Source organism: Pseudomonas sp. OA65, from assembly GCF_017498305.1.
Taxonomy (GTDB): domain Bacteria; phylum Pseudomonadota; class Gammaproteobacteria; order Pseudomonadales; family Pseudomonadaceae; genus Aquipseudomonas; species Aquipseudomonas zanjanensis.
In genome coordinates this window covers 145,952-164,397 of record NZ_JAGDEZ010000002.1, presented here as the reverse complement: position 1 = coordinate 164,397, position 18,446 = coordinate 145,952, and the positions used below count along the sequence as shown (strand labels likewise).

15 protein-coding genes and 1 pseudogene are annotated in these 18,446 nt (G+C 60.9%); 8 read left to right on the top strand and 8 right to left on the bottom strand.

All coding sequences use genetic code 11. The features are described 5' to 3' along the window. Positions 1-27: 27 nt before the first annotated feature. On the bottom strand, positions 28-1,110 hold the full coding sequence (locus J3361_RS02420) for a 4-oxalomesaconate tautomerase (RefSeq protein WP_207962123.1): 1,083 nt from the start codon (positions 1,108-1,110) through the stop codon (positions 28-30). A 167-nt stretch (positions 1,111-1,277) separates the two neighbouring features. On the opposite strand from J3361_RS02420, the gene J3361_RS02415 reads away from it, so the two are divergent. After that, the gene (locus tag J3361_RS02415; RefSeq protein WP_003200706.1) at positions 1,278-2,168 is read left to right on the top strand and encodes a LysR family transcriptional regulator; all 891 of its coding nucleotides are present in this window, start codon (positions 1,278-1,280) and stop codon (positions 2,166-2,168) included. On the opposite strand, the pseudogene J3361_RS02410 reads toward J3361_RS02415, so the two are convergent. Then, a pseudogene (locus J3361_RS02410) lies at positions 2,093-3,332 on the bottom strand (MFS transporter). The gene J3361_RS02415 and the pseudogene J3361_RS02410 sit on opposite strands and share 76 nt — an antisense overlap. A 310-nt stretch (positions 3,333-3,642) precedes the next feature. Between J3361_RS02410 and J3361_RS02405 the strand changes: the two are divergent. Continuing rightward, positions 3,643-4,101 (top strand): helix-turn-helix domain-containing protein, encoded by a 459-nt coding sequence (locus J3361_RS02405; protein ID WP_207962121.1) that lies wholly within the window; start codon positions 3,643-3,645, stop codon positions 4,099-4,101. A gap of 564 nt (positions 4,102-4,665) precedes the next feature. On the opposite strand, the gene J3361_RS02400 is transcribed toward J3361_RS02405, so the two are convergent. Further along, entirely contained in the window at positions 4,666-5,010 is a 345-nt protein-coding gene (locus J3361_RS02400) for a carboxymuconolactone decarboxylase family protein (protein ID WP_207962119.1), read from the bottom strand. 109 nt (positions 5,011-5,119) lie between these two features. Between J3361_RS02400 and J3361_RS02395 the strand changes: the two genes are divergently transcribed. Then, the gene (locus tag J3361_RS02395) at positions 5,120-6,025 is read left to right on the top strand and encodes an AraC family transcriptional regulator (protein ID WP_207962117.1); all 906 of its coding nucleotides are present in this window, start codon (positions 5,120-5,122) and stop codon (positions 6,023-6,025) included. Here the strand turns inward: J3361_RS02395 and J3361_RS02390 are convergent. Together J3361_RS02390 and J3361_RS02385 are read right to left on the bottom strand one after the other, a co-directional pair. Beyond that, positions 6,022-8,076, bottom strand: coding sequence for a pyridoxamine 5'-phosphate oxidase family protein (locus J3361_RS02390; RefSeq protein ID WP_207962115.1), 2,055 nt, complete (start codon positions 8,074-8,076; stop codon positions 6,022-6,024). The two genes, J3361_RS02395 and J3361_RS02390, sit on opposite strands and share 4 nt — an antisense overlap. A 174-nt stretch (positions 8,077-8,250) precedes the next feature. Further along, positions 8,251-9,858 (bottom strand): hybrid sensor histidine kinase/response regulator, encoded by a 1,608-nt coding sequence (locus J3361_RS02385; RefSeq protein ID WP_207962391.1) that lies wholly within the window; start codon positions 9,856-9,858, stop codon positions 8,251-8,253. Between the two features lie 101 nt (positions 9,859-9,959). Between J3361_RS02385 and J3361_RS02380 the strand changes: the two genes are divergently transcribed. The 3 genes from J3361_RS02380 (at position 9,960) to J3361_RS02370 (ending at position 13,158) form a co-directional block, all read left to right on the top strand. Further along, positions 9,960-10,598, top strand: a complete 639-nt coding sequence (locus J3361_RS02380; protein WP_207962109.1) for a response regulator transcription factor — start codon at positions 9,960-9,962, stop codon at positions 10,596-10,598. A gap of 319 nt (positions 10,599-10,917) precedes the next feature. Then, entirely contained in the window at positions 10,918-11,415 is a 498-nt protein-coding gene (locus tag J3361_RS02375; RefSeq protein ID WP_207962100.1) for a hypothetical protein, read from the top strand. Positions 11,416-11,508: 93 nt separating this feature from the next. After that, the gene (locus J3361_RS02370) at positions 11,509-13,158 is read left to right on the top strand and encodes a hybrid sensor histidine kinase/response regulator (protein WP_207962098.1); all 1,650 of its coding nucleotides are present in this window, start codon (positions 11,509-11,511) and stop codon (positions 13,156-13,158) included. Here J3361_RS02370 and J3361_RS02365 read toward each other — a convergent pair. Together J3361_RS02365 and J3361_RS02360 are read right to left on the bottom strand one after the other, a co-directional pair. After that, positions 13,139-14,494 (bottom strand): PAS domain-containing methyl-accepting chemotaxis protein, encoded by a 1,356-nt coding sequence (locus J3361_RS02365; RefSeq protein ID WP_207962096.1) that lies wholly within the window; start codon positions 14,492-14,494, stop codon positions 13,139-13,141. The two genes, J3361_RS02370 and J3361_RS02365, sit on opposite strands and share 20 nt — an antisense overlap. Before the next feature lie 84 nt (positions 14,495-14,578). Then, entirely contained in the window at positions 14,579-15,484 is a 906-nt protein-coding gene (locus J3361_RS02360) for a transcriptional regulator GcvA (RefSeq protein ID WP_207962389.1), read from the bottom strand. A 113-nt stretch (positions 15,485-15,597) separates the two neighbouring features. On the opposite strand from J3361_RS02360, the gene gstA reads away from it, so the two are divergent. After that, the gene (gstA, locus tag J3361_RS02355) at positions 15,598-16,197 is read left to right on the top strand and encodes a glutathione transferase GstA (protein WP_207962094.1); all 600 of its coding nucleotides are present in this window, start codon (positions 15,598-15,600) and stop codon (positions 16,195-16,197) included. Positions 16,198-16,428: 231 nt separating this feature from the next. On the opposite strand, the gene J3361_RS02350 is transcribed toward gstA, so the two are convergent. Continuing rightward, on the bottom strand, positions 16,429-17,385 hold the full coding sequence (locus J3361_RS02350; RefSeq protein WP_207962092.1) for a threonine dehydratase: 957 nt from the start codon (positions 17,383-17,385) through the stop codon (positions 16,429-16,431). A 93-nt stretch (positions 17,386-17,478) separates the two neighbouring features. Between J3361_RS02350 and J3361_RS02345 the strand changes: the two genes are divergently transcribed. After that, positions 17,479-18,282: an AraC family transcriptional regulator gene (locus J3361_RS02345; protein ID WP_207962090.1), complete on the top strand. Its 804-nt coding sequence runs from the start codon at positions 17,479-17,481 to the stop codon at positions 18,280-18,282. Positions 18,283-18,446 lie beyond the last annotated feature (164 nt).

The window sequence follows — 18,446 nt, the reverse complement described above, 5'->3', positions numbered from 1 at the left end:
GCTGATGCAATGACGAGGTCTGCCTGGCTATCCGGCCAGGCGCCGGGAAACCGTGGCGTATACAAAACCTGAAAAAAGTCGGCGGGCGGTGCGTACTACCGAGGCTCGAATGGTCTCACCCTTTTCGCCGGTGTAGGACAACACGACATCGATACCGCCGCTGGGGTGTTCGATGCGAACCTGCTGTAAACGCGGCTCGCCGCCGCCACCGATCAGGTTGGCCGCGACACTGCCGTGGGTCACGCAAGCCGTCGCCAGGCCGATGGAGCCGGTGATCGCCAAGGCGCGGTGACAGTTGTGGGGCATGAAGTAGCGCACTTGGAGGGTCCCGCCAGATTTGGCCGGCGACACCAGGACCGGCTTGGGGATCACCATGTCGCTGACGTCACCCAGGCCCATCGCCCGGCCGGCTTTGAGCCGCAGGGATTCCAGGCGCTGCATGAACGCCTTGTCGGTGTCCAGTTCAGCGGGGCTTTCGTCACCGCGCTTGCCCAGTTGGCTGGCCTCGACGATCAGCATCGGCATCGCCATGTCGATGCAGGTCACCGCAATGCCGTCGATCAGGTCCAGGGGTTGCCCGGTCGGGAAGAGCTTCCCCGTCTTGCTGCCCGCGGCATCGAGGAAGGTCAGTTGCACCGGAGCGGCCGTGCCGGGCACGCCGTCGATGGCGGTGTCGCCTTCATAGCTGACCTTGCCTCGTGGGGTTTGCACCTCGGAATTGACGAAAGTCCCGGTATTGAGGTTGCGAATGCGCACCCGGGTCAGGTCGCCGGTAGCCTTGACCAGCCCTTGCTCGATGGCGAACGGCCCGACGGCGCAAAGCATGTTGCCGCAGTTGGGCGCGGTGTCGACCCGACGCTGGGAAACCATGACTTGGACGAACAAGTAATCGACGTCGGCTTCCGGGTGCAACGATGGGCTGACGATCGCTACTTTGCTGGTCTGTGGGCTGCCGCCGCCGATGCCGTCGATTTCCAGTTCGTGACCGGAACCCATCAGGTTGATCAGCAACTCGTCACGTTCGGCGATGGCGACCGGCAGATCCCAGGCGAGAAACACCGGGCCTTTTGACGTACCGCCGCGCATCAGCACACAAGGAATTCGCTTCATGAACATTAACTCTTGTTGATCAATCTGGATAATTGATGTTCTGGACACAAGAGTGGCAGGGTTTAAAATGTGTTTCCAATGCAAAGATCGGAGCGATTATTGCGTTTCACAAATGAATTATCTTAGGATGTTTGGCACCGCGCAGTCCCTTTCCGCTGAGGTAAAAAATGGAATATGAACTTCAGGACATTCGATCTTTCGTGAAAATCGCCGAACTGGGCAGTTTCCACGAGGCTGCCGATGCGCTGCATCTGTCGCAACCGGCCCTGAGCCGACGGATGAAAAAACTCGAGGAAGGCCTGGGAACCGCTTTGCTCGATCGCACCACCCGCAAGGTCAGCCTGACCAGTGTCGGCCGTGATTTCCTGCCCAAGGCGCGGCGCCTGCTGGATGATTTCGACGACTCGATTCTCAACATCCGCGAGCTGGCGGAGCGGCAGATCGGCCGGGTGACCTTGGCCTGCATCCCCACGGCGGCGTTCTACTTCCTGCCTTCGGTGATCCGCCTCTATAACGAGCGCTACCCGAAAATCCGCATCCGCCTGCTCGACCTCAGCGCCAACGAAGGGCTCGAGGCAGTGCTGCGCGGCGAAGCCGATTTCGGCATCAACATGATGAGTGGCCAACACCCGGACATCGAATTCGTGCCCCTGGTCAACGAACCCTTTGTGCTGGCCTGCCGGCGCGACCATGAGTTGGCCGAACGCAGCGCGGTCACCTGGTCGGAACTCAGCGATTACCGGTTGATCGGCGTCGGTCGCCTGAGCGGCAACCGCATGCTTCTGGACCATGCACTATCGGGCCTGAGTTGGCGCCCGCAGTGGTTTTACGAAGTGCAGCACTTGTCTACGTCGTTGGGACTGGTCGAGGCCGGCCTCGGCGTGTCGGCGATGCCCAGCCTGGCAATGCCGGCCGGGGATCATCCAACACTGGTCAGCGTGCCGCTGATCGAGCCGGTGGTAAACCGCTCGCTGGGCCTGGTCTACCGCCGGGGCGCATCGCTCTCCCCGGCCGCGGAGAAATTCGTCTCGATCCTGCTTGAGCAGTGGCCGCAATGAAGCGAGAGCCTCCACACCACCAGCGCGGCGAGGCTGATCGAGGCGCCCAGCAGGCTGACCGCCATCCAGCCCCATAGCGCATAGACCTGGGTCGCGGCAATCGCGCCCAGTGCGCTGCCCACCGAGTAGAAACACATGTAGGCACCGATCATGCGGCTTTGGGCGTCGGGCCGTGCGGGAAATCAGGCTCTGGTTGGTAACGTGTACGGCCTGTACCGCGAAGTCGAGCAACACCACACCGCAGACCAGCGCAATCAGGGAGGTCTCGGTCAACGCGATGGGCAGCCAGGAAAGCGTCAGGAGCCCCAGCGACCAGCCGGTAACCCGTTGTCCAAAACCTTTGTCTGCCCAACGTCCGGCGCTTCTGGCCGCCAGGGCTCCTGCGACGCCAGCCAGGCCAAACAGGCCGATGGTGGTGTGGGAAAGCGCCAGCGGCGCGGCGCTCAACGGCAGCACCATGGCCGTCCATAACACCGAAAAAGCGGCAAAGACCAGCAAGGCCAGCAGCCCCCTGGTCCGTAGCATCGGCTCGGTCACGAACAGCATGAACAGCGAGCGGATCAGCGCCAGATAGGGCTGCCGGTTGCGGGGCGATTCGGCGGCAGGCACGACGGCCCAGAATAATGCCGCGATGATCAGCATCAAGCCCGAGGAAACGAAATAAACCCCGCGCCAACCCGCCAGATCGGCGATCACTCCAGAGATGAACCGCGCCAGGAGAATCCCCAGCACGACGCCGCTGGTGACGGTTCCCACGGCCTGTCCCCGTTGGGAGGGCGAGGACAGCGCGGCGGCATAGGCCACCAGCACCTGGACGACCACCGCCAGCAGCCCCATCACAATCAGGGCGCCCAGCAACGCCAGCCAATGCTGGGCTGCGCCGACCATCGCCAGCACAATTGCGGACAGCATCAATTGGAACAGGATCAGTCGTTTACGATTGACCCTGTCCCCCAGCGGGACGATGAACAGCAACCCCAGCGCGTAACCCACCTGGGTGGCTGTCACCACCACTCCGATCAATCCCGAAGCGACACCCAGACTCTCGGCCATCGAGGCGAGCAAGGGCTGGGCAAAGTAGACGTTGGCGACGGCCAGCGCGCAGGTCATGGAGAACAATAATGTGAGCGACGGCGAAAGGCCTGGGCACTGCTGCGCACTCAAGGAACCCGATGCCCTCCTGTAGGAGCTGCCGAAGGCTGCGATCTTCTGATCTTTCGCTTGAGATTCAAGCGCCTGAGGAAATATCGCAGCCTCGCTTCGCGAGGCAGCTCCTACACGGGAGCAAGCTCCCTCACCACCCTGGTTTTCCGAAGACTGCGAGGTGAAACCATCGGCCTCTGCTGTCATGCATGTCTCCTTGGCGCTAAACTAGTTTCAATTAAAAACCTGATTGAATTGTTGCCCGATCAGGTTTTTATTTGCAACCACAAATGCCGGCCAACTTGGCATTGCTTTTCGAAAGGGCCAAAAAATGGAAACCGCTTCAACGCAAAACAACGAATGCCCGGTAGCCAGGACACTGGACGTGATCGGCGATCGCTGGTCGCTGATGATCATCCGCGACGCCTTCGACGACATCCGCCGCTTCAGTGAATTCCAAAAAAGCCTGGGCGTGGCCAAGAACATCCTGGCATCGAGGCTCAAAGCCTTGGTCGAGGTCGGCGTGTTCGACGTTCGGCCCGCCTCGGATGGAAGCGCATACAAGGAGTATGTCCTGACGGAAAAAGGCCGGGAGATCTTTCCGGTGGTGGTCAGCTTGCGGCAGTGGGGCGAACGCTTTCTGTTCGAGCCAGGGGAAACGCGTTCCGTGCTGTTGGACAACGCTTCCGGCCAGGCGCTCATGCCGATGGAGGTTCGTTCCTCAAGTGGCCAGAAACTCGGGCCGACCGACTGCCACAGGGTGAGGCTCATGGCCGACAACCCAACGTGAACCGCGTCTACCCTTTCAATACCAGAGACATGGCCGGGTACTTGGCAAGGCTTGCCCGCGATGGCGGCGGCACATTCAATATCGCTGCAAGCTGACCCACCGCCATCGCGAGCACGCTTTGCTCCCACAGGGGATTTGTGGTGTTGCCGGGCGCTGCGACCGCCGCCGATTCTTGTGGGAGCAAGGCTTGCCCGCGATGGCGGCGGCACATTCATATCGCTGCAAGCTGACCCACCGCCATCGCGAGCAAGCTTTGCTCCCACAGGGGATTTGTGGTGTTGCCAGATACTGCGACCGCCGCCGATTCTTGTGGGAGCAAGGCTTGCCCGCGATGGCGGCGGCACATTCAATATCGCTGCAAGCTGACCCACCGCCATCGCGAGCACGCTTTGCTCCCACAATGCCTTCGTTCAGGCATGCAGAGCCTAAGCGAGGCACCGAGTGGGGCAAAAGCGTTTTGCTTACTTGACTGGGCCGGCTTCCGGGTTCTTCAAAAGTGAGCCGCCCTAGGGGCGGAACCATAGGTAGCCGTTACCGCAGCAACGGATATGCCCCCTCCACAAATCACACCGGCTTCAGCGTGTCATACGCCTCAAGCGACCGCAGCGAGTAAATATAGGCCGCCCCCGCATTCAACGAAATCGCCGTAGCCAGGGCCGCCGCGACTTCCTCACGGCTCGCTCCCGCCTTGATCGCCGCGTCCGTATGGGCGGCGATACAGCCATCGCAACGGGTGGTAACAGCGATGGCAATCGAGATCAGCTCGCGGGTCTTGGCATCGAGCACATTGTTTTCGCTCGCAGCTTCCCCGAGCGCCATATAGGCCTTGACCATTTTCGGGTTGCTGCGGCCCAGCGCGCCAAAGGCTTTCTGGAGGGTGGGCAATAATTCGGACCAGTTATTGAACATGGCATTAACTCCTGAGTGGGTTGGGTGTACTGTTTTGACGCCCTTAGTTTTTCACCCTGGCACCACTCGGTTTTGCTCTATCCGCTCAGTTTTTTTAGCGAAACGCTCAATGAATGCGATCGATACACTCATCAACCTGGCCAACATACGCGGTAGCTTGGACCTGCGTTGTCAGTTCCAAGGCGATTGGGCCTTGGAGCATGAAGAACAAGCGTTGGGCACGGCGCCCTATCACATCGTCCTGGCCGGCGAATGCCGCGTCGAACTGGCCGATGGACAGCGCTTGCCCATGCGCGCCGGTGACATCCTTCTGCTGCCGCGGGGCGCCGCGCACCTCATGCACAGCTCCGGGAAAACGGTAACGCCAAGCTCGCCCCAGATCGTGACCGGCGGCACCTTGCCGATTCATCGCATTGGCGGTGCCAGCGTGGAGCTGGACATGCTGTGCGGCGGCTTTCATTTCAACCGGGCTTCGTTGCTGTTCAGCGCCTTGCCCGAATATTTGGTGATTCCCAGCGGCGCATTACCGGCCAACGGACCGTTGCCGGCGTTGGTGAAGGTCATGCGCGGGGAAGCGGATGGGAACCAGCCCGGCGCTCGCTTCCTGCTCGATGCCTTGTCCCAGGCCCTGTTCACCCTGATTCTGCGTGCGCATCTGGCCAGCCAGGGCCAGGGCAGCGGCTCGCTGGCGCTGCTCGGCGACAAGCGCCTGGGCCGGGCCTGGCAGGCGATGCTGGCGGACCCTGCGCATGAGTGGACCATTCAAGGCCTGGCGGACATCGCCAGCATGTCGAGAGCCAACTTCATGCGCGCCTTCGTCAAGGTGGCCGGCATCTCGCCGTGGGTGCTGTTGACGCAAGTGCGAATGGAGTTGGCCTTCAGTCTGCTCAGCCACTCGCACCTGGGACTGAGCGATATTGCCGTCCAGGTCGGCTACCAATCCCAAGCGGCGTTCAGCAAGAAATTCAAGGACATCTATGGTGAAGCGCCAGGGCGCGTGCGGCGAGGGATCTAGACCTCAAGCACCAACGGCTCGCTCCCTTGGGCCGGCACGGCGCAGCAGATCAGCACTTCACCTTCGCCCACCGGCTCGGCCGGCTGGCTCAGGTAATGCACCTGGCCGCGGCTCAAGCGGGTTTTGCAGGTGCCGCAGGAACCGCCGCGGCAACTGAATTCCGGAGTCAGGCCGCGCGCTTCGGCCAGCTCCAGCAGCGTTCCACTGCCCGGCTCCCAGCGAGCTTCCTTGCCGGAACTGGCGAACAAGACCTTCACCGCCTCGCTCGCGGCCGGTACTTGCTGGGGCGCCGGGACACTGACTTCGATATCCCGCACAAGGGTGGACGGCCCGAAGGTTTCCGCATGGATGCGGTCGTCAGGGATGCGCAATTTACGCAGCCCGTCATACAGCGCCTGGGTAAAGCTGCCCGGCCCGCACAGATAGAAGTCGTAGTCGTTGAGCGGCAACAGCCGCTTGAGCAGTTCCACATCGATCCGCCCCGCCAGGTCGTAGCCATCACCTGCCCCCGCCTCGGTGGGCGGTTGGCTGACCATGCGCAGCACTTGCAGCTTGTCGCCGGCACGGGTGGCCAGCTCGTCGATCTCTTCACGAAACGCCAGGTCGGCCACCGAGCGGGCGCTTTGCACCAGCCAGACCGGGCGCATGCGGCTGATGCGTTGCCCCTGGTAAACCACCTCGCGCAACATCGACAACAACGGCGTGATGCCCACCCCCGCCGCCAGCAACACCAACGGACGGCGCTCGGTGGGCTGGACCGTGAAGTGGCCCTGGGGCGCCCGCGCTTCGATCTCGTGCAGCGCCCGCACCTGCTCATGCAGATGGGACGACACCGATCCATCGCGCTTGACGCTGATGCGCAGGAAGTCATCCGACGGCGCGCTGGAGACGCTATAGGTCCGGATCGACGGGGCTTGCTGCCCCTCTAACAGAATCCGCACCGGCACATGTTGCCCGGCTTCAAACCGGGGCAAACCCAAGCCATCGTTCGCCTGTAGGTAGAACGAGCGAATGTCGGGGCTCTCGTCCGCCACCCGCACGACTTGCAACGAACGCCAACGGCTGCGCAGCGCCTCGGCCTGCAAGCGCTCGGCGACCTGCTCCCAACTGCCGGTCATCAATGAATTGGGCGAGTCGCCCTCGTCCTGGTCCTTCCAACGCAGCGCGATGGCGGCCGGGCGATGGACGATGCGCTGCGGCGTGAAGCGCAGCAGCCGCTCGGCGCCCTGGAAGGCACTGATCTCGGGATCGTCCAGCAGCACTTGTGCCGCGCCGCTCATTTGCAGCAGATCGCCGCTCTGGAAATCGACGAACACCAGCCCGGCCCGTGGGTTGAGCAGGATATTGCCCAGGGTGTTGAAAAACAGGTTGCCGGAAAAATCCGGAATGGTCAGCGATCCGTCTTCGTCCATGCGCACGAACCCCGGCTTGCCGCCGCGATGAGAGGCATCGACCTGCCGCTCGCCGTCACGCACCACATAGGTGGCGATATAAAACGAATCGGCCGCCGTCACCAGGCGCCGCACCAGCGGGTCCGAGACGGTCAATTGACGCGGCGCGACAGCCTGCGCATCGACCAATTGATACTGGCGCAGATTGATGTAGCGAGGGCAGTTGCCATAGGCCTGGCTCACGGCAATCTCCAGCCCTGGGGCAAGCTGACGGCGCACCACGCCGTTCATGCGATTACGTCGCCGGGTGTGCAATTCGATCCCCAGCATGCCGATGGCATCGCCCTCGCCCATGCCTTCCTGGGCCGGGTCGTTCGGCTCGGGCTCGAGGTTGATGTGCAGGGTCTGCGGATCGGGCGAGTTCATGAAGCCCGGTTGTCCTGCGCGCAGGGTCGCCCAGACATCGCCCTGGCGATCCACCGCACCCAGCACCACGAAAGGCAACTGGGCGTAGAACGCCCGGTGCTGGTCCGGCATCCACATGCGGGCCAGTTGCCGTTGACCGACACTGGCCATCATGTCGACGGCCCCGACGGAGCGCTGCAAGGTCAGCTCGCCTTCGTGCCAGGGCGAGGTTTTGGCTTTCACGACTTCGTCCATCTGCGACTCCTCGCACTCGCAGGATGAATGCCTGCGCCAGTGCCCTAGGGTTAGGGATTCTCCGCCACCTTCTGCACAGGCGTGCAAGTGGCTGGAGCCATCTTCTGCCCAAAGCGGCTGCGCAGGAATACGCACAAACTGCAATCCACCGTTTCATAAAATGGAAGGGTGGGCTCAGGTCCCGACAGTGGCGAAATGCTTGGTCAATTCGAGCAGGGTCACCCGCAACTCCGGAGGTCGCACGGGCTTGGCCAGGATTGAAATGTTCATGTGGTGCAACGAATGACGAATTCTTTCGATTTCATGGCCGGTCATGATCATGGCGGGGACTTCCCAGCCCCGTTGTTCGCGAATCGCGGCGATGCATTCGGAGCCGGAGACCTTCGTACCCAGGTCGAAGTCGGCAATGATGATGTCGCAGTCACTGGTCACGCCGACCCCGTCGCTGTGGGTTTCCACTTCGCAGCCCCATTTTTCCAATAGCGCGGACGTCGCCATCAGCACGTTGGCGTCATCCTCTACCAGGCACACCCGCAAACCTTGCAAACGGCCTTGCGTGGGCACCGGCCTGTGCGCCACAACCCTTGGCGCGACCGTTTCCAGCCCCTGGATCATCGCGCGTGTCCCCTTGCCCAGCCGGGAGTCCAACCGGATCTCCAGGTTGATCAACTGGCTGATGCGCTTGACGATGGACAACCCCAGGCCCAGCCCTTCGACGTCCTTGTCCCGGACGTGGCGTACCCGATAAAACTCCTTGAACACCTCGGGCAGATGCTCGGCGGCAATGCCCCGGCCCTTGTCGTAAATGACAATGGCGACGCCACGGCCTCTGGGACGCACGCCGATCAACACCGGCTGGCCGGGGGCGTATTTGAGCGTATTGGAGACCAGATTCTGCACCATGGTCGCCAACAGCCCGGCATTGACGTTGACCCAGTAACGGCAAGGCCGCAGGCGCAACTCGACACCGGCCCAGCGGGCAGCTTCGGTGTTCTGCTTGACCACGTCCTGGAGCAACGTGCCCAGGTGCACGGGTTCGGCCTGCGGCTCAAGCTGGCCGTTATCGAGGGTGTAGATGTCCAGGATCGAACGAAACAGCTGCGACACGATGTGCAACGAGCGGTCGATATTGTCTACCAGTCGCAACTCTTCCTGGCCCAGCCGGGCATCGCGCAGGCAAGCGGTAAACAAACCGATCGAGTGAATCGGCTGGCGCAAGTCATGGCTGGCCTGGGCCAGGAAGCGGGATTTTTCCTGGTTCGCGGCAATCGCCTCTTCCGAAGCGATACGGGTACGGGTCAGCAGGATATGCGCGTAGGCAGGCACCACGATGGTGGTGACGATCAGCATCAGGAACAGGTAGGGCTGGCCACGCCAGAACGGCGTGAGCAGGAAAATCACCACCAGGGTCGACAGCGCGATAGCGGTTGCCAGCGCCAGGTAGCGCGAGCCGAAACGCATGCCATTGCCCAACGTGACCCAGAGCAATGCAGCGTACACCGGTAGCAGGCCCTCCCCACCCACGATCAAGGCGAAGGCGAGACTTGCGTAATCCAGGGTCATCGCAAAAAGACGACGCAGGAAAAAGTGCCCGGGCCAACGCTTGATCGCCATCCGCAGCGGGACCGCGGCACCAAAGAAAAAGGCCATGTACCACAGGATCGGTACATAGGTTTCGAAATCACTGGCCAGACAGGCCACCACAATGATGTAGAGCGCGGTGCAGGCACCCACCGTCAACCTCAACGTCGCCTGATCAAGCTCGCTATTCTTTTCCGTCATATTCAAAGGATTATTCCAACATGAAAGTTGTTTCAAACTTGAAACCCAAGGGGGCAGTTTAGGTTACGATGCGCGAACTTGAAGTCAGAAGGATCTGAAGCATGACCTGCCGAGTTATTGTGGCCGATGACCATCCTTTGTTTCGTGAAGGTATGTTGAGAACCATCGAACGGCTTCTGCCGACGGCCACCATAGAACAAGCTGGTAATCTGGACGAAGTGCTGGCTCTGGCGCGGTCCGGCGTGGAAGTGGACTCCTTGGTGCTGGATTTGCGCTTCCCCGGTATTAAATCGCTGCAGGTCATAAGCCAGTTGCGGCATGAGTTCAAACGCACCTCGATCATTGTGGTTTCGATGGTGGATGACAGGGATGTTATTTCCCAGGTAATGGCGCTGGGTGCCGACGGTTTCATCGGCAAGAATATCGACCCCGCCGATATCGCCGACGCCATCATGGCGATTCGCGAAGGCGAAGTAGTGGTCAAGTATCAGGCGGAAAATGCCATCCTCGATGATGCACTTTCGCAACTGACCGCTCGTCAGCGACAAGTGCTTGGGTTGATCGCCGCCGGCAAGACCAACAAGGAAATAGCCCGGGAGCTGGGCATTTCCCCCTTCACGGTACGCATCCATGTCTCAAGCCTGCTCAAATCCCTGGGTGTTCCCACACGTGCCGCGGCTGCTGCGCAATTTCCCAACGTTCCAGGCGATGGCGGATGGTTGGGCAAGCCAGAGACATGAACGTGTGACGTCGCGAATAATCATTAAGCGTTATCCTCTCCGCCCGCCGCCAAGGCCATAGCACACTTGTACTATAGCTTCGCCCCGTACTCCCCCCCTAAGCTGAAGACGCTCCGAAAAAAGCGGCTCGAACAGCCAAACATAAAACAAAACCAACGCGCCATACCTACGCCGTGCCGTATCACTGTGCCTATTGAAAAGTTACGGCGTGCCAAGCCTGTGGATTAAATAAATCGATCGGCGGCGCAGTGCTGGATCAACTTCACCGTCTACCCGGTTGAAGTGGAAGGGTCCTGACATCAACTCAAGGAAAGTCATCATGTCCTTTGTATATGGAAAAACACTTAGAAATGGATTGGCACTGTGCGTGCTGGCGGGCGTACTCAACGGCTGTGCAAACACCGGCGACTTGGGTAAGTTGATGAATACCCTGAATCAGGGAAGCCAAAAATACGACGTCACCTACCTCAAGCAAACGATCATCCCGGGCAAGACGACCAAAGGCCAGATCACGCAGATGTTCGGTGCGCCGACCAACGAAGAACTCAATTCGACCAGTACCAGCAACGAGTCGAACTGGACCTATGAAAAGAATGATGAGGGCCTCGATAAGTATATGAAGCTGGCCCATAAGTACGTGTCGACCGAAACGAGCCTGAAGATGTATGAAACCTCGGCACAACTGGCGAAGGCACAAACCGTGGCCAACGACGTCAGCAGCGTGACCGGCACGAAAACAGGCCAAAGCCAGACCCAGGGTTCGGTATTGACCATCTATTTCGTCGACGACGTCGTGAAGTACTACAGGGTCTACTGACGCAATGGCTCCATCCGTTGGGGACAGCGTCCAGCCTGTCCCCAACTTTCATCCAGGCTAGCGGCTACGCTTGGAGGCATCAGAAGTCATGAGATGCCAAAGCCGGTGGAAAAGAACAGCGAACTCGACCAAGCCACGTTACGCCTGACTGTCAGCGCCTGTGCGCTCTTGTACATCGTCATCCTGGCCGGCCTGTATCCAGAAGACGCCGCCAGCTACGTGCCCATCATTATTTACATCGGCACGTTCATTTTCGTCTCGGTGTTCCTGCGCATGATCATCAAGCGCTGGCCGGGACACTTCTTCTGGCGACGCCTGTTCACGATGCTGCATGACTACACAGGCATCGCGTTCGCCATGGTGCTGGGAGGTGAAACTGCACTGCCGATCTACGCCGCACTGCTCTGGGTAACCTTGGGCAATGGCATGCGCTTCGGCTCGCGCTACCTGGCGCTGGCAACCGCTATCGCCCTGGCGACCCTGGTGCTGATTTTCTGCCTTCAGCCCTTCTGGCGTACCCAGCCCTACATGTTCCTCATGCTGATCGTCACCACCATCGTGGTGCCTGCCTATGCGCATATCCTGCTGACCCGCACCCGTATCGCTTCGGAAGAGGCGATTGCCGCGAACCAGGAGAAGTCGCGCTTCCTCGCCCAGGCCAGCCACGACCTGCGCCAACCGATCCACTCCATCGGCCTGTTCACCGCCTGCCTGCGTGACGCCAGGCTGGGCATGGAAGAACTGCGGCTAGTGGACAATATCGACCGCTCGCTGCACACCGTCTCGCAGTTGTTCCGCTCGATCCTCGATATCTACACCCTGGACCACGGCAAGCTCGTACCGCAGGCCGACACCATTCACTTAGGGACTCTATTGCAGGAAGTGGTCAAGCAGAACACCGAGGCGGCTCGCTGGGCCGGGGTCGAACTGCGCCTGCGCGCCAGCCCTTTTTGGGTCAATGTCAATCCAGGCATGCTGACCACAATGGTCCAGAACCTGCTGTCCAACGCCCTCAAATACGCGCCTGGCCAGCCGGTGTTGATTGGCGTACGGCGCCGGGGCAAGCGCCTGGCCGTGGTGATCTACGACAAGGGCCGTGGCATCGCCGCCGAACATTTGCCCGAAGTGTTCAAGGAGTTCTACCGCGTGCGCCATGTCCGCGACAAGGATGTCGAGGGCCTTGGCCTGGGCCTGTCCATCGTCAAGCGCATCAGCCAGATACTCGACGTCGATATACACATCCGCTCCAAGGTCGGCCAAGGCACCCAGGTGGCGATCAGCGGCCTGGAGCTGGCGGCGCCAAGGGCCATGGAGCCCAAGGTGGCGCCCGTCCAGAATCGCCTGGACGGATTACGGGTGTGCTTGGTAGAGGACGACGCCAACGTTCTGATGGCGACGTCGGCACTTCTGGAAAAATGGGGTTGCGAGGTTGAAACCCACAGCGACGGCGAGGGGCTGACCAGCGATGGCGACATTGTCATCGCCGATTTCGACCTGGGCACGAAAGTCTCGGGCGCCGAGTGCATTGCCGCGATACGCGAGCAGCGCGGCTGGCAAGTCCCGGCGTTGGTCATCACCGGGCATGAGATCGAGCGGATACGCCAATCGCTGCACAGCCTGAACATCTCGGTGCTGGCCAAGCCCGTGCGACCGCCGGAGCTGCGAGCGGTATTGCTCGAGCTCGTCAAGCGCATGGATCGCAGGGGCGCGGACTCAGCTCACCTCAACCCACCCAGCCGATAGCCGTCTTGGGAATCACCTCGGACTCGTCGAGCTTGGACGCAAACATACTCACCGCATCGAGGGCATCGGTGGTTCCGTTCCTGATCTGCACGATGACCGATCCGGCCTGGTCTGCCAGGGTGACGCCACGCAAGGCGCCCTCATGGGTGACGTTCATGCTCGCGACGGCATCGCGGGTTTCGGAGAGGATCATACCGATCATTTCGGCAATCTCCGACGTGGAGCGACTGGTGCGCCCGGCCAGTTGCCGGACCTCATCGGCCACCACCGCGAAGCCCCTCCCCTGATCGCCGGCTCGTGCCGCCTCGATGGCCGCGTTGAGGGCCAGCAGGTTGGTCTGGTCGGCAATGCCGCGAATGGTGTTGACGATGGCCGTGATCTCTTCCGAACGCGCCCCCAGCTGCCCAACCAGGCGCGCGGAGGCGCCGATGTTGTCGGCGATTTCGCGCATTTCCTTGGCGGTCTGATGGATCACCAGAGCGCCCTGTTCAGCCACGCGCTCGGTCTCGGCGGAGATGTGGTAAGCCCGGGACGCGCCGCGCGAATCCTCTTCGAATTTTTCCACCCGCTCGGTGATGTCACTGGCGAACTTCACGATCTTGCACAGCTTGCCTTCGGCGTCGTAGACCGGGTTGTAGCTGGCTTCCAGCCAGACGACTTTGCCGTTCTTGCCGATACGCTTGAATTGACCGCTGAAAAACTCACCGGCGTTGAGACGACGCCAGAAATCACTGTACTCCGAGCTGCCCACCAGGCTCGGTTCACAAAACATCCGGTGGTGCTTGCCCTTGAGCTCAGCCAGTGAGTAATTCATCACATTCATGAAGTTGTCGTTGGCGGTCAGGATATTGCCGCCCAGGTCGAATTCGATCACTGCCATGGCCCGGTCGAGGGCCGCCAGCCGGCCACGGGTTTCGGCCTCAGTGGCCACTTTGACAGTCACATCGAGTGCGTACTTGACCACTTTCGCGACGCGGCCTTGTTCATCGAGTACCGGGTTATAGCTGGCTTCCAGCCACACGTTCTGGCCTGACGCGCTGCGGCGTTGAAACGTGCCGGAAACGAATTGACCGGCGCGCAACTGGTTCCAGAATTCACGGTATTCGGCGCTGCCCGCCAGCGCCGGGGTGCAGAAGTCCCGATGGGACAGGCTGGTCAGTTGCTCCGCACGATAGCCCATGGTTTTCAGAAAATTCTCGTTCGCCCGCAGCACCTTGCCATCGGGACTGAATTCGATAACCGCCATCGACCGTTCAAGGGCGCCGACCAGTCCTTTGTAGGTTGTCAATTCGGCCGTCCTAGCCGTCAGTTCGTTTTTTAGTGTTTTATTAAACATGACGTACCCTCGGTGAACCCAGAAAGTAACCGGACCTTCTATTCATATCGGCGGGTTGGCTGGGGGCTGAACGGTACGGCGTAATTATGTTTCGGCGCCAAAACCCACCGAATCCATCAACCAACTTCTAAAGGCCTGCACTTTTGGCGAATCGGCCAGTTCATGGGGGGTGACGAAATAGAAGCCCAGGTCGGACCTCAATCGCAGGTCAAAGGGTGCAACCAGTCGTCCAGCCCTCAGGTCATCCTCGACATAGGTTGAGCGACCGATGCACACGCCCAGGCCGTCCACCGCTGCCTGTACGGCCATCATGGCCAGGTCGAATGTCAGCCGGCTGCCTTCGGCCAGTTTTGTGGGTTGGCCGGCGGCGCTCAGCCACGCGCTCCAATCGCCGCTGGTCACCCCGCTGATTTGCAACAACGTGTGCTGGGCCAGGTCGTCCGGGGTCCGCAACGCGGTCGGACCGTGCAGCAACCTGGGGCTGCACACCGGGAAGATGTCATCGGCCATCAGCCAGTCGGCACGCACGCCCTTCCAGTCGCCGACACCGTAACGGATGGCCGCATCGATGCCGCCCTTGCGCAAATCCACCCGTTCAGTGGACGCCGTGACGCGCACATCGACAGTGGGACACGCCTGCTGGAACGACGCCAGCCGCGGCAGCAGCCATTTGGAGGCAAATGAAACCAGCGTACTGATCGTCAAGACACTGTTGTTGCGGCTCTCCAGCAACATCTCCGTGCAATAGCGCAACTCATGGAAGGCCGAACGAACGCCGGGGAAATAGGCCTGGCCTTCGTTTGTCAGGGCCAAACCGTCCTTGAGCCGCAAGAACAAGCGCACACCCAGCTCCTCTTCGAGCCGGCGAATTTGATGACTGATCGCTGTCTGGGTGACGTTCAGCTCATCGGCAGCCTTGGTAAAGCTCATGTGTCGAGCTGCCGATTCGAAGGCTTTCAGGCCGTTCAAGGATGGGATTCTGTCGGCCATGATGGGGGGCATGCTCATGAGATTTTGTCATAAGCTAGCACTGAAGATGTCCTTTGAAAATGTTCCGGCCTTCACGGATTCTGCCGGCATGTCCCCCCATCCTTGAGGAAATCATGAAACTGTACTTCGCACCCCTGACCTGCTCGTTGTCCCCGCACATCGTGTTGCGGGAATTGGGCTTGCCCTTTGAATTGATCCGGGTCGACAACAAGACCAAGCGCACCGCCGACGGACGCGACTTCCTTGGCATCAACCCCAAGGGTTACGTGGCCGCCTTGGTGCTGGATAACGGTGAGGTCCTGACCGAGGGGCCCGCCATCGTCCAGTATCTGGCCGATCGGGTCCCTGGGAATACACTTGCGCCGGCCAATGGCACTTGGGAGCGAGTTCGTCTGCAGGAATGGTTGAACTTCATCAGCACCGAGATCCATAGCGGCTGTGCCCCGCTGTTCAATGCCGATATCGCCGAGTCAACCAAGGCGATCTTCAAGGCAAAGCTGTTCAAGCGCCTGGACTACCTCAGCCAGGCCCTTGAGCAACAGGATTACCTGATGGGCCGCTTCGGCCTGGCCGACGCGTACCTGTTCACCGTTTTGACTTGGTTGCCGTTGTTCAATATCGCGATCGACGACTGGCCGGTACTGGCGTCGTTCATGGCCCGAATCGCGGCACGGCCCAGCGTCCGGGCGGCGATGGCGGCAGAAGCGGCATAATCCATCCCAGTGCAAACTGACCCGCCGCTATCGCGAGCAGGCTCGCTCCCACAAAGATCGGCGGTGGATTCCGATTTCTTCAACGCCTCGGAACCACTGTGGGAGCGAGCTTGCTCGCGAAGATGGCGGCACAGTCACCATCCCCGCAAGCTGACCCGCCGCTATCGCGAGCAGGCTCGCTCTCACAGGGGATTGTGATGCATGCAACGCATACAGCCGCTCTGATCCTGTTCAACCAATCAACTTGGCATACACCGGCCGATCGATATTCCCTCCGGTCAGAATCACCCCCACTTTTTTCCCCGACATCGCTTCACGCTCCTGCATGAGCGCTGCCAGGGCCGCGGCGCCTGCACCTTCGGCGAGGTTGTGGGTGTCGGTGTAATACACCCGCATGGCCTCGGCAATTTCAGCGTCGCTGACTGCTACGATCCGCGCCGCAGCGGCTCCGTAGAGAGCAAAGGCCTCGGGAATGGGTTTGCGCACGGCCAGTCCGTCGGCAAAGGTATTGGCCGAAGGGGTTTCGCAAAGTCTTCCCGTTTCAAAGGACGACTTCGCCGCGTCGGCTTCGGTGGACACGACGCCCACCACTTGGGTTTTCAGGCCCAAGGCATCGCGGGCGGCGATGACTGCGCAAATCCCCGATCCGCAGCCTATCGGCACGTAGACCGTATCCAGGTCCGGCACCGCCTTAAACAGCTCAAGCCCATAGGTCGCCACACCCTTGACCAATTCGGGATGAAACGGCGGCACCAGGTAAAGTCCCTGGGCGTGGGCCAGGCGTACGGCCTCTTCGCGGGCCTCATCGAAATCGCGGCCATACTCGACCACCTCGCCGCCAAAGCCACGCATGGCGTTGTTCTTCTCCAGCGAGTTGCCTTGCGGCACGACAATCAGCGCTTTCAAACCCAAGGCAGTGGCCGCCAGCGCCAGGCTCTGGCCGTGATTGCCGCGAGTCGCCGTGACGATGCCTTTTGCCTCCGGGTGTTCGCGCTTGAGCCAATGCATGAAAGTCAGCCCACCGCGCGCCTTGAAGGCCCCGGTCGGGGTGTGATTCTCGTGCTTGACCCACACGGTGCAACCCAACCGTTCAGCCAGCAACGGCCAAGCGTATTGGGCAGTGGCGGGCATGAATTGATAGAGATGGCGGGCAGCCTGTTCGATGTCGTCGCGGCTCAGTGTGTGCATGATGGGTCTCCAGGTTTTTGCCCAGTCTAATCAGCGCGCCATCGACGGGCTTTCAGAAAACTGACCTGACTTTCGGGCCCGCTCTTCACTACTATGCTGTTCATGAGCCCGCGAAACCGCCAACCGCTGCCCCCACCTGAACCGGTCCGTCGTATCGAGGCCGGCCCCTGGGCGATCGAGTTGCTGCCCGGCTGCGCCTACGCAACCCGCTATGTCGCGACCCAGTCGGCAATCGGCTTTGCCTTCGACAGCCAACGCGGCCTGCACGCCATCGGCAGCGACCGGGTCCGGCCGTTTGACGCGTTGCCCAACGGCCTGGCATTCGTTCCCGTCGGATGCGACGTGTTCTCCGAATCTCCTGCCGGCGGTGAATACCTGCGGGTCGTGCGCATCGACGGTATGGAGTTACCGGGGACGCATGCCTTCAACAATCGCATTGACCCGCAGGCCATCGCCCTTGCGTTGAGAATGCGCAGCGCGCTGTTGCGTGCCACCGCAGAGGACGATTGGGAAGCCTGGGCGCACGGTTTGGCTGAACGCGTGAAAGACCACAAAGCGTTTTCGTCACGCCCTCAAGGCTCCATCACGGACGGCCGGATGCGCCTGCTCGACGACTTCATCGACGCCAGTCTCGACAGCCCGGTGGGGGTCCAGGCCATGGCGGGGCTGCTTGGCTTGTCCGAGGGTTATTTCATCCGAGCCTTCAAGCAGGCGACGGGCAAAAGCCCGCACAGCTACCTGATCGACCGGCGCCTCGCCAAGGCACGAGCATTGATGCGTGACTCAACCGCCCGGCTGACCGACATCGCACACACCTGTGGCTTCAACTCCCAGGCGCACATGACCACGCTGTTCAAGCAACGCCTTGGCATCAGTCCGGCGCAGTTGCGCGGGTAGTTGTTCGGACCTGATACACCGTTATCGCGAGCAGGCTCGCTCCCACAAAGGTCGGCGGTGGATCCCGATCCCTGGAACGCCTCGAAACCACTGTGGGAGCGGGCTTGCTCGCGAAGACGGCGTTACATCCAACATCTTCACCAACTGACCCACCGCTTTCGCGA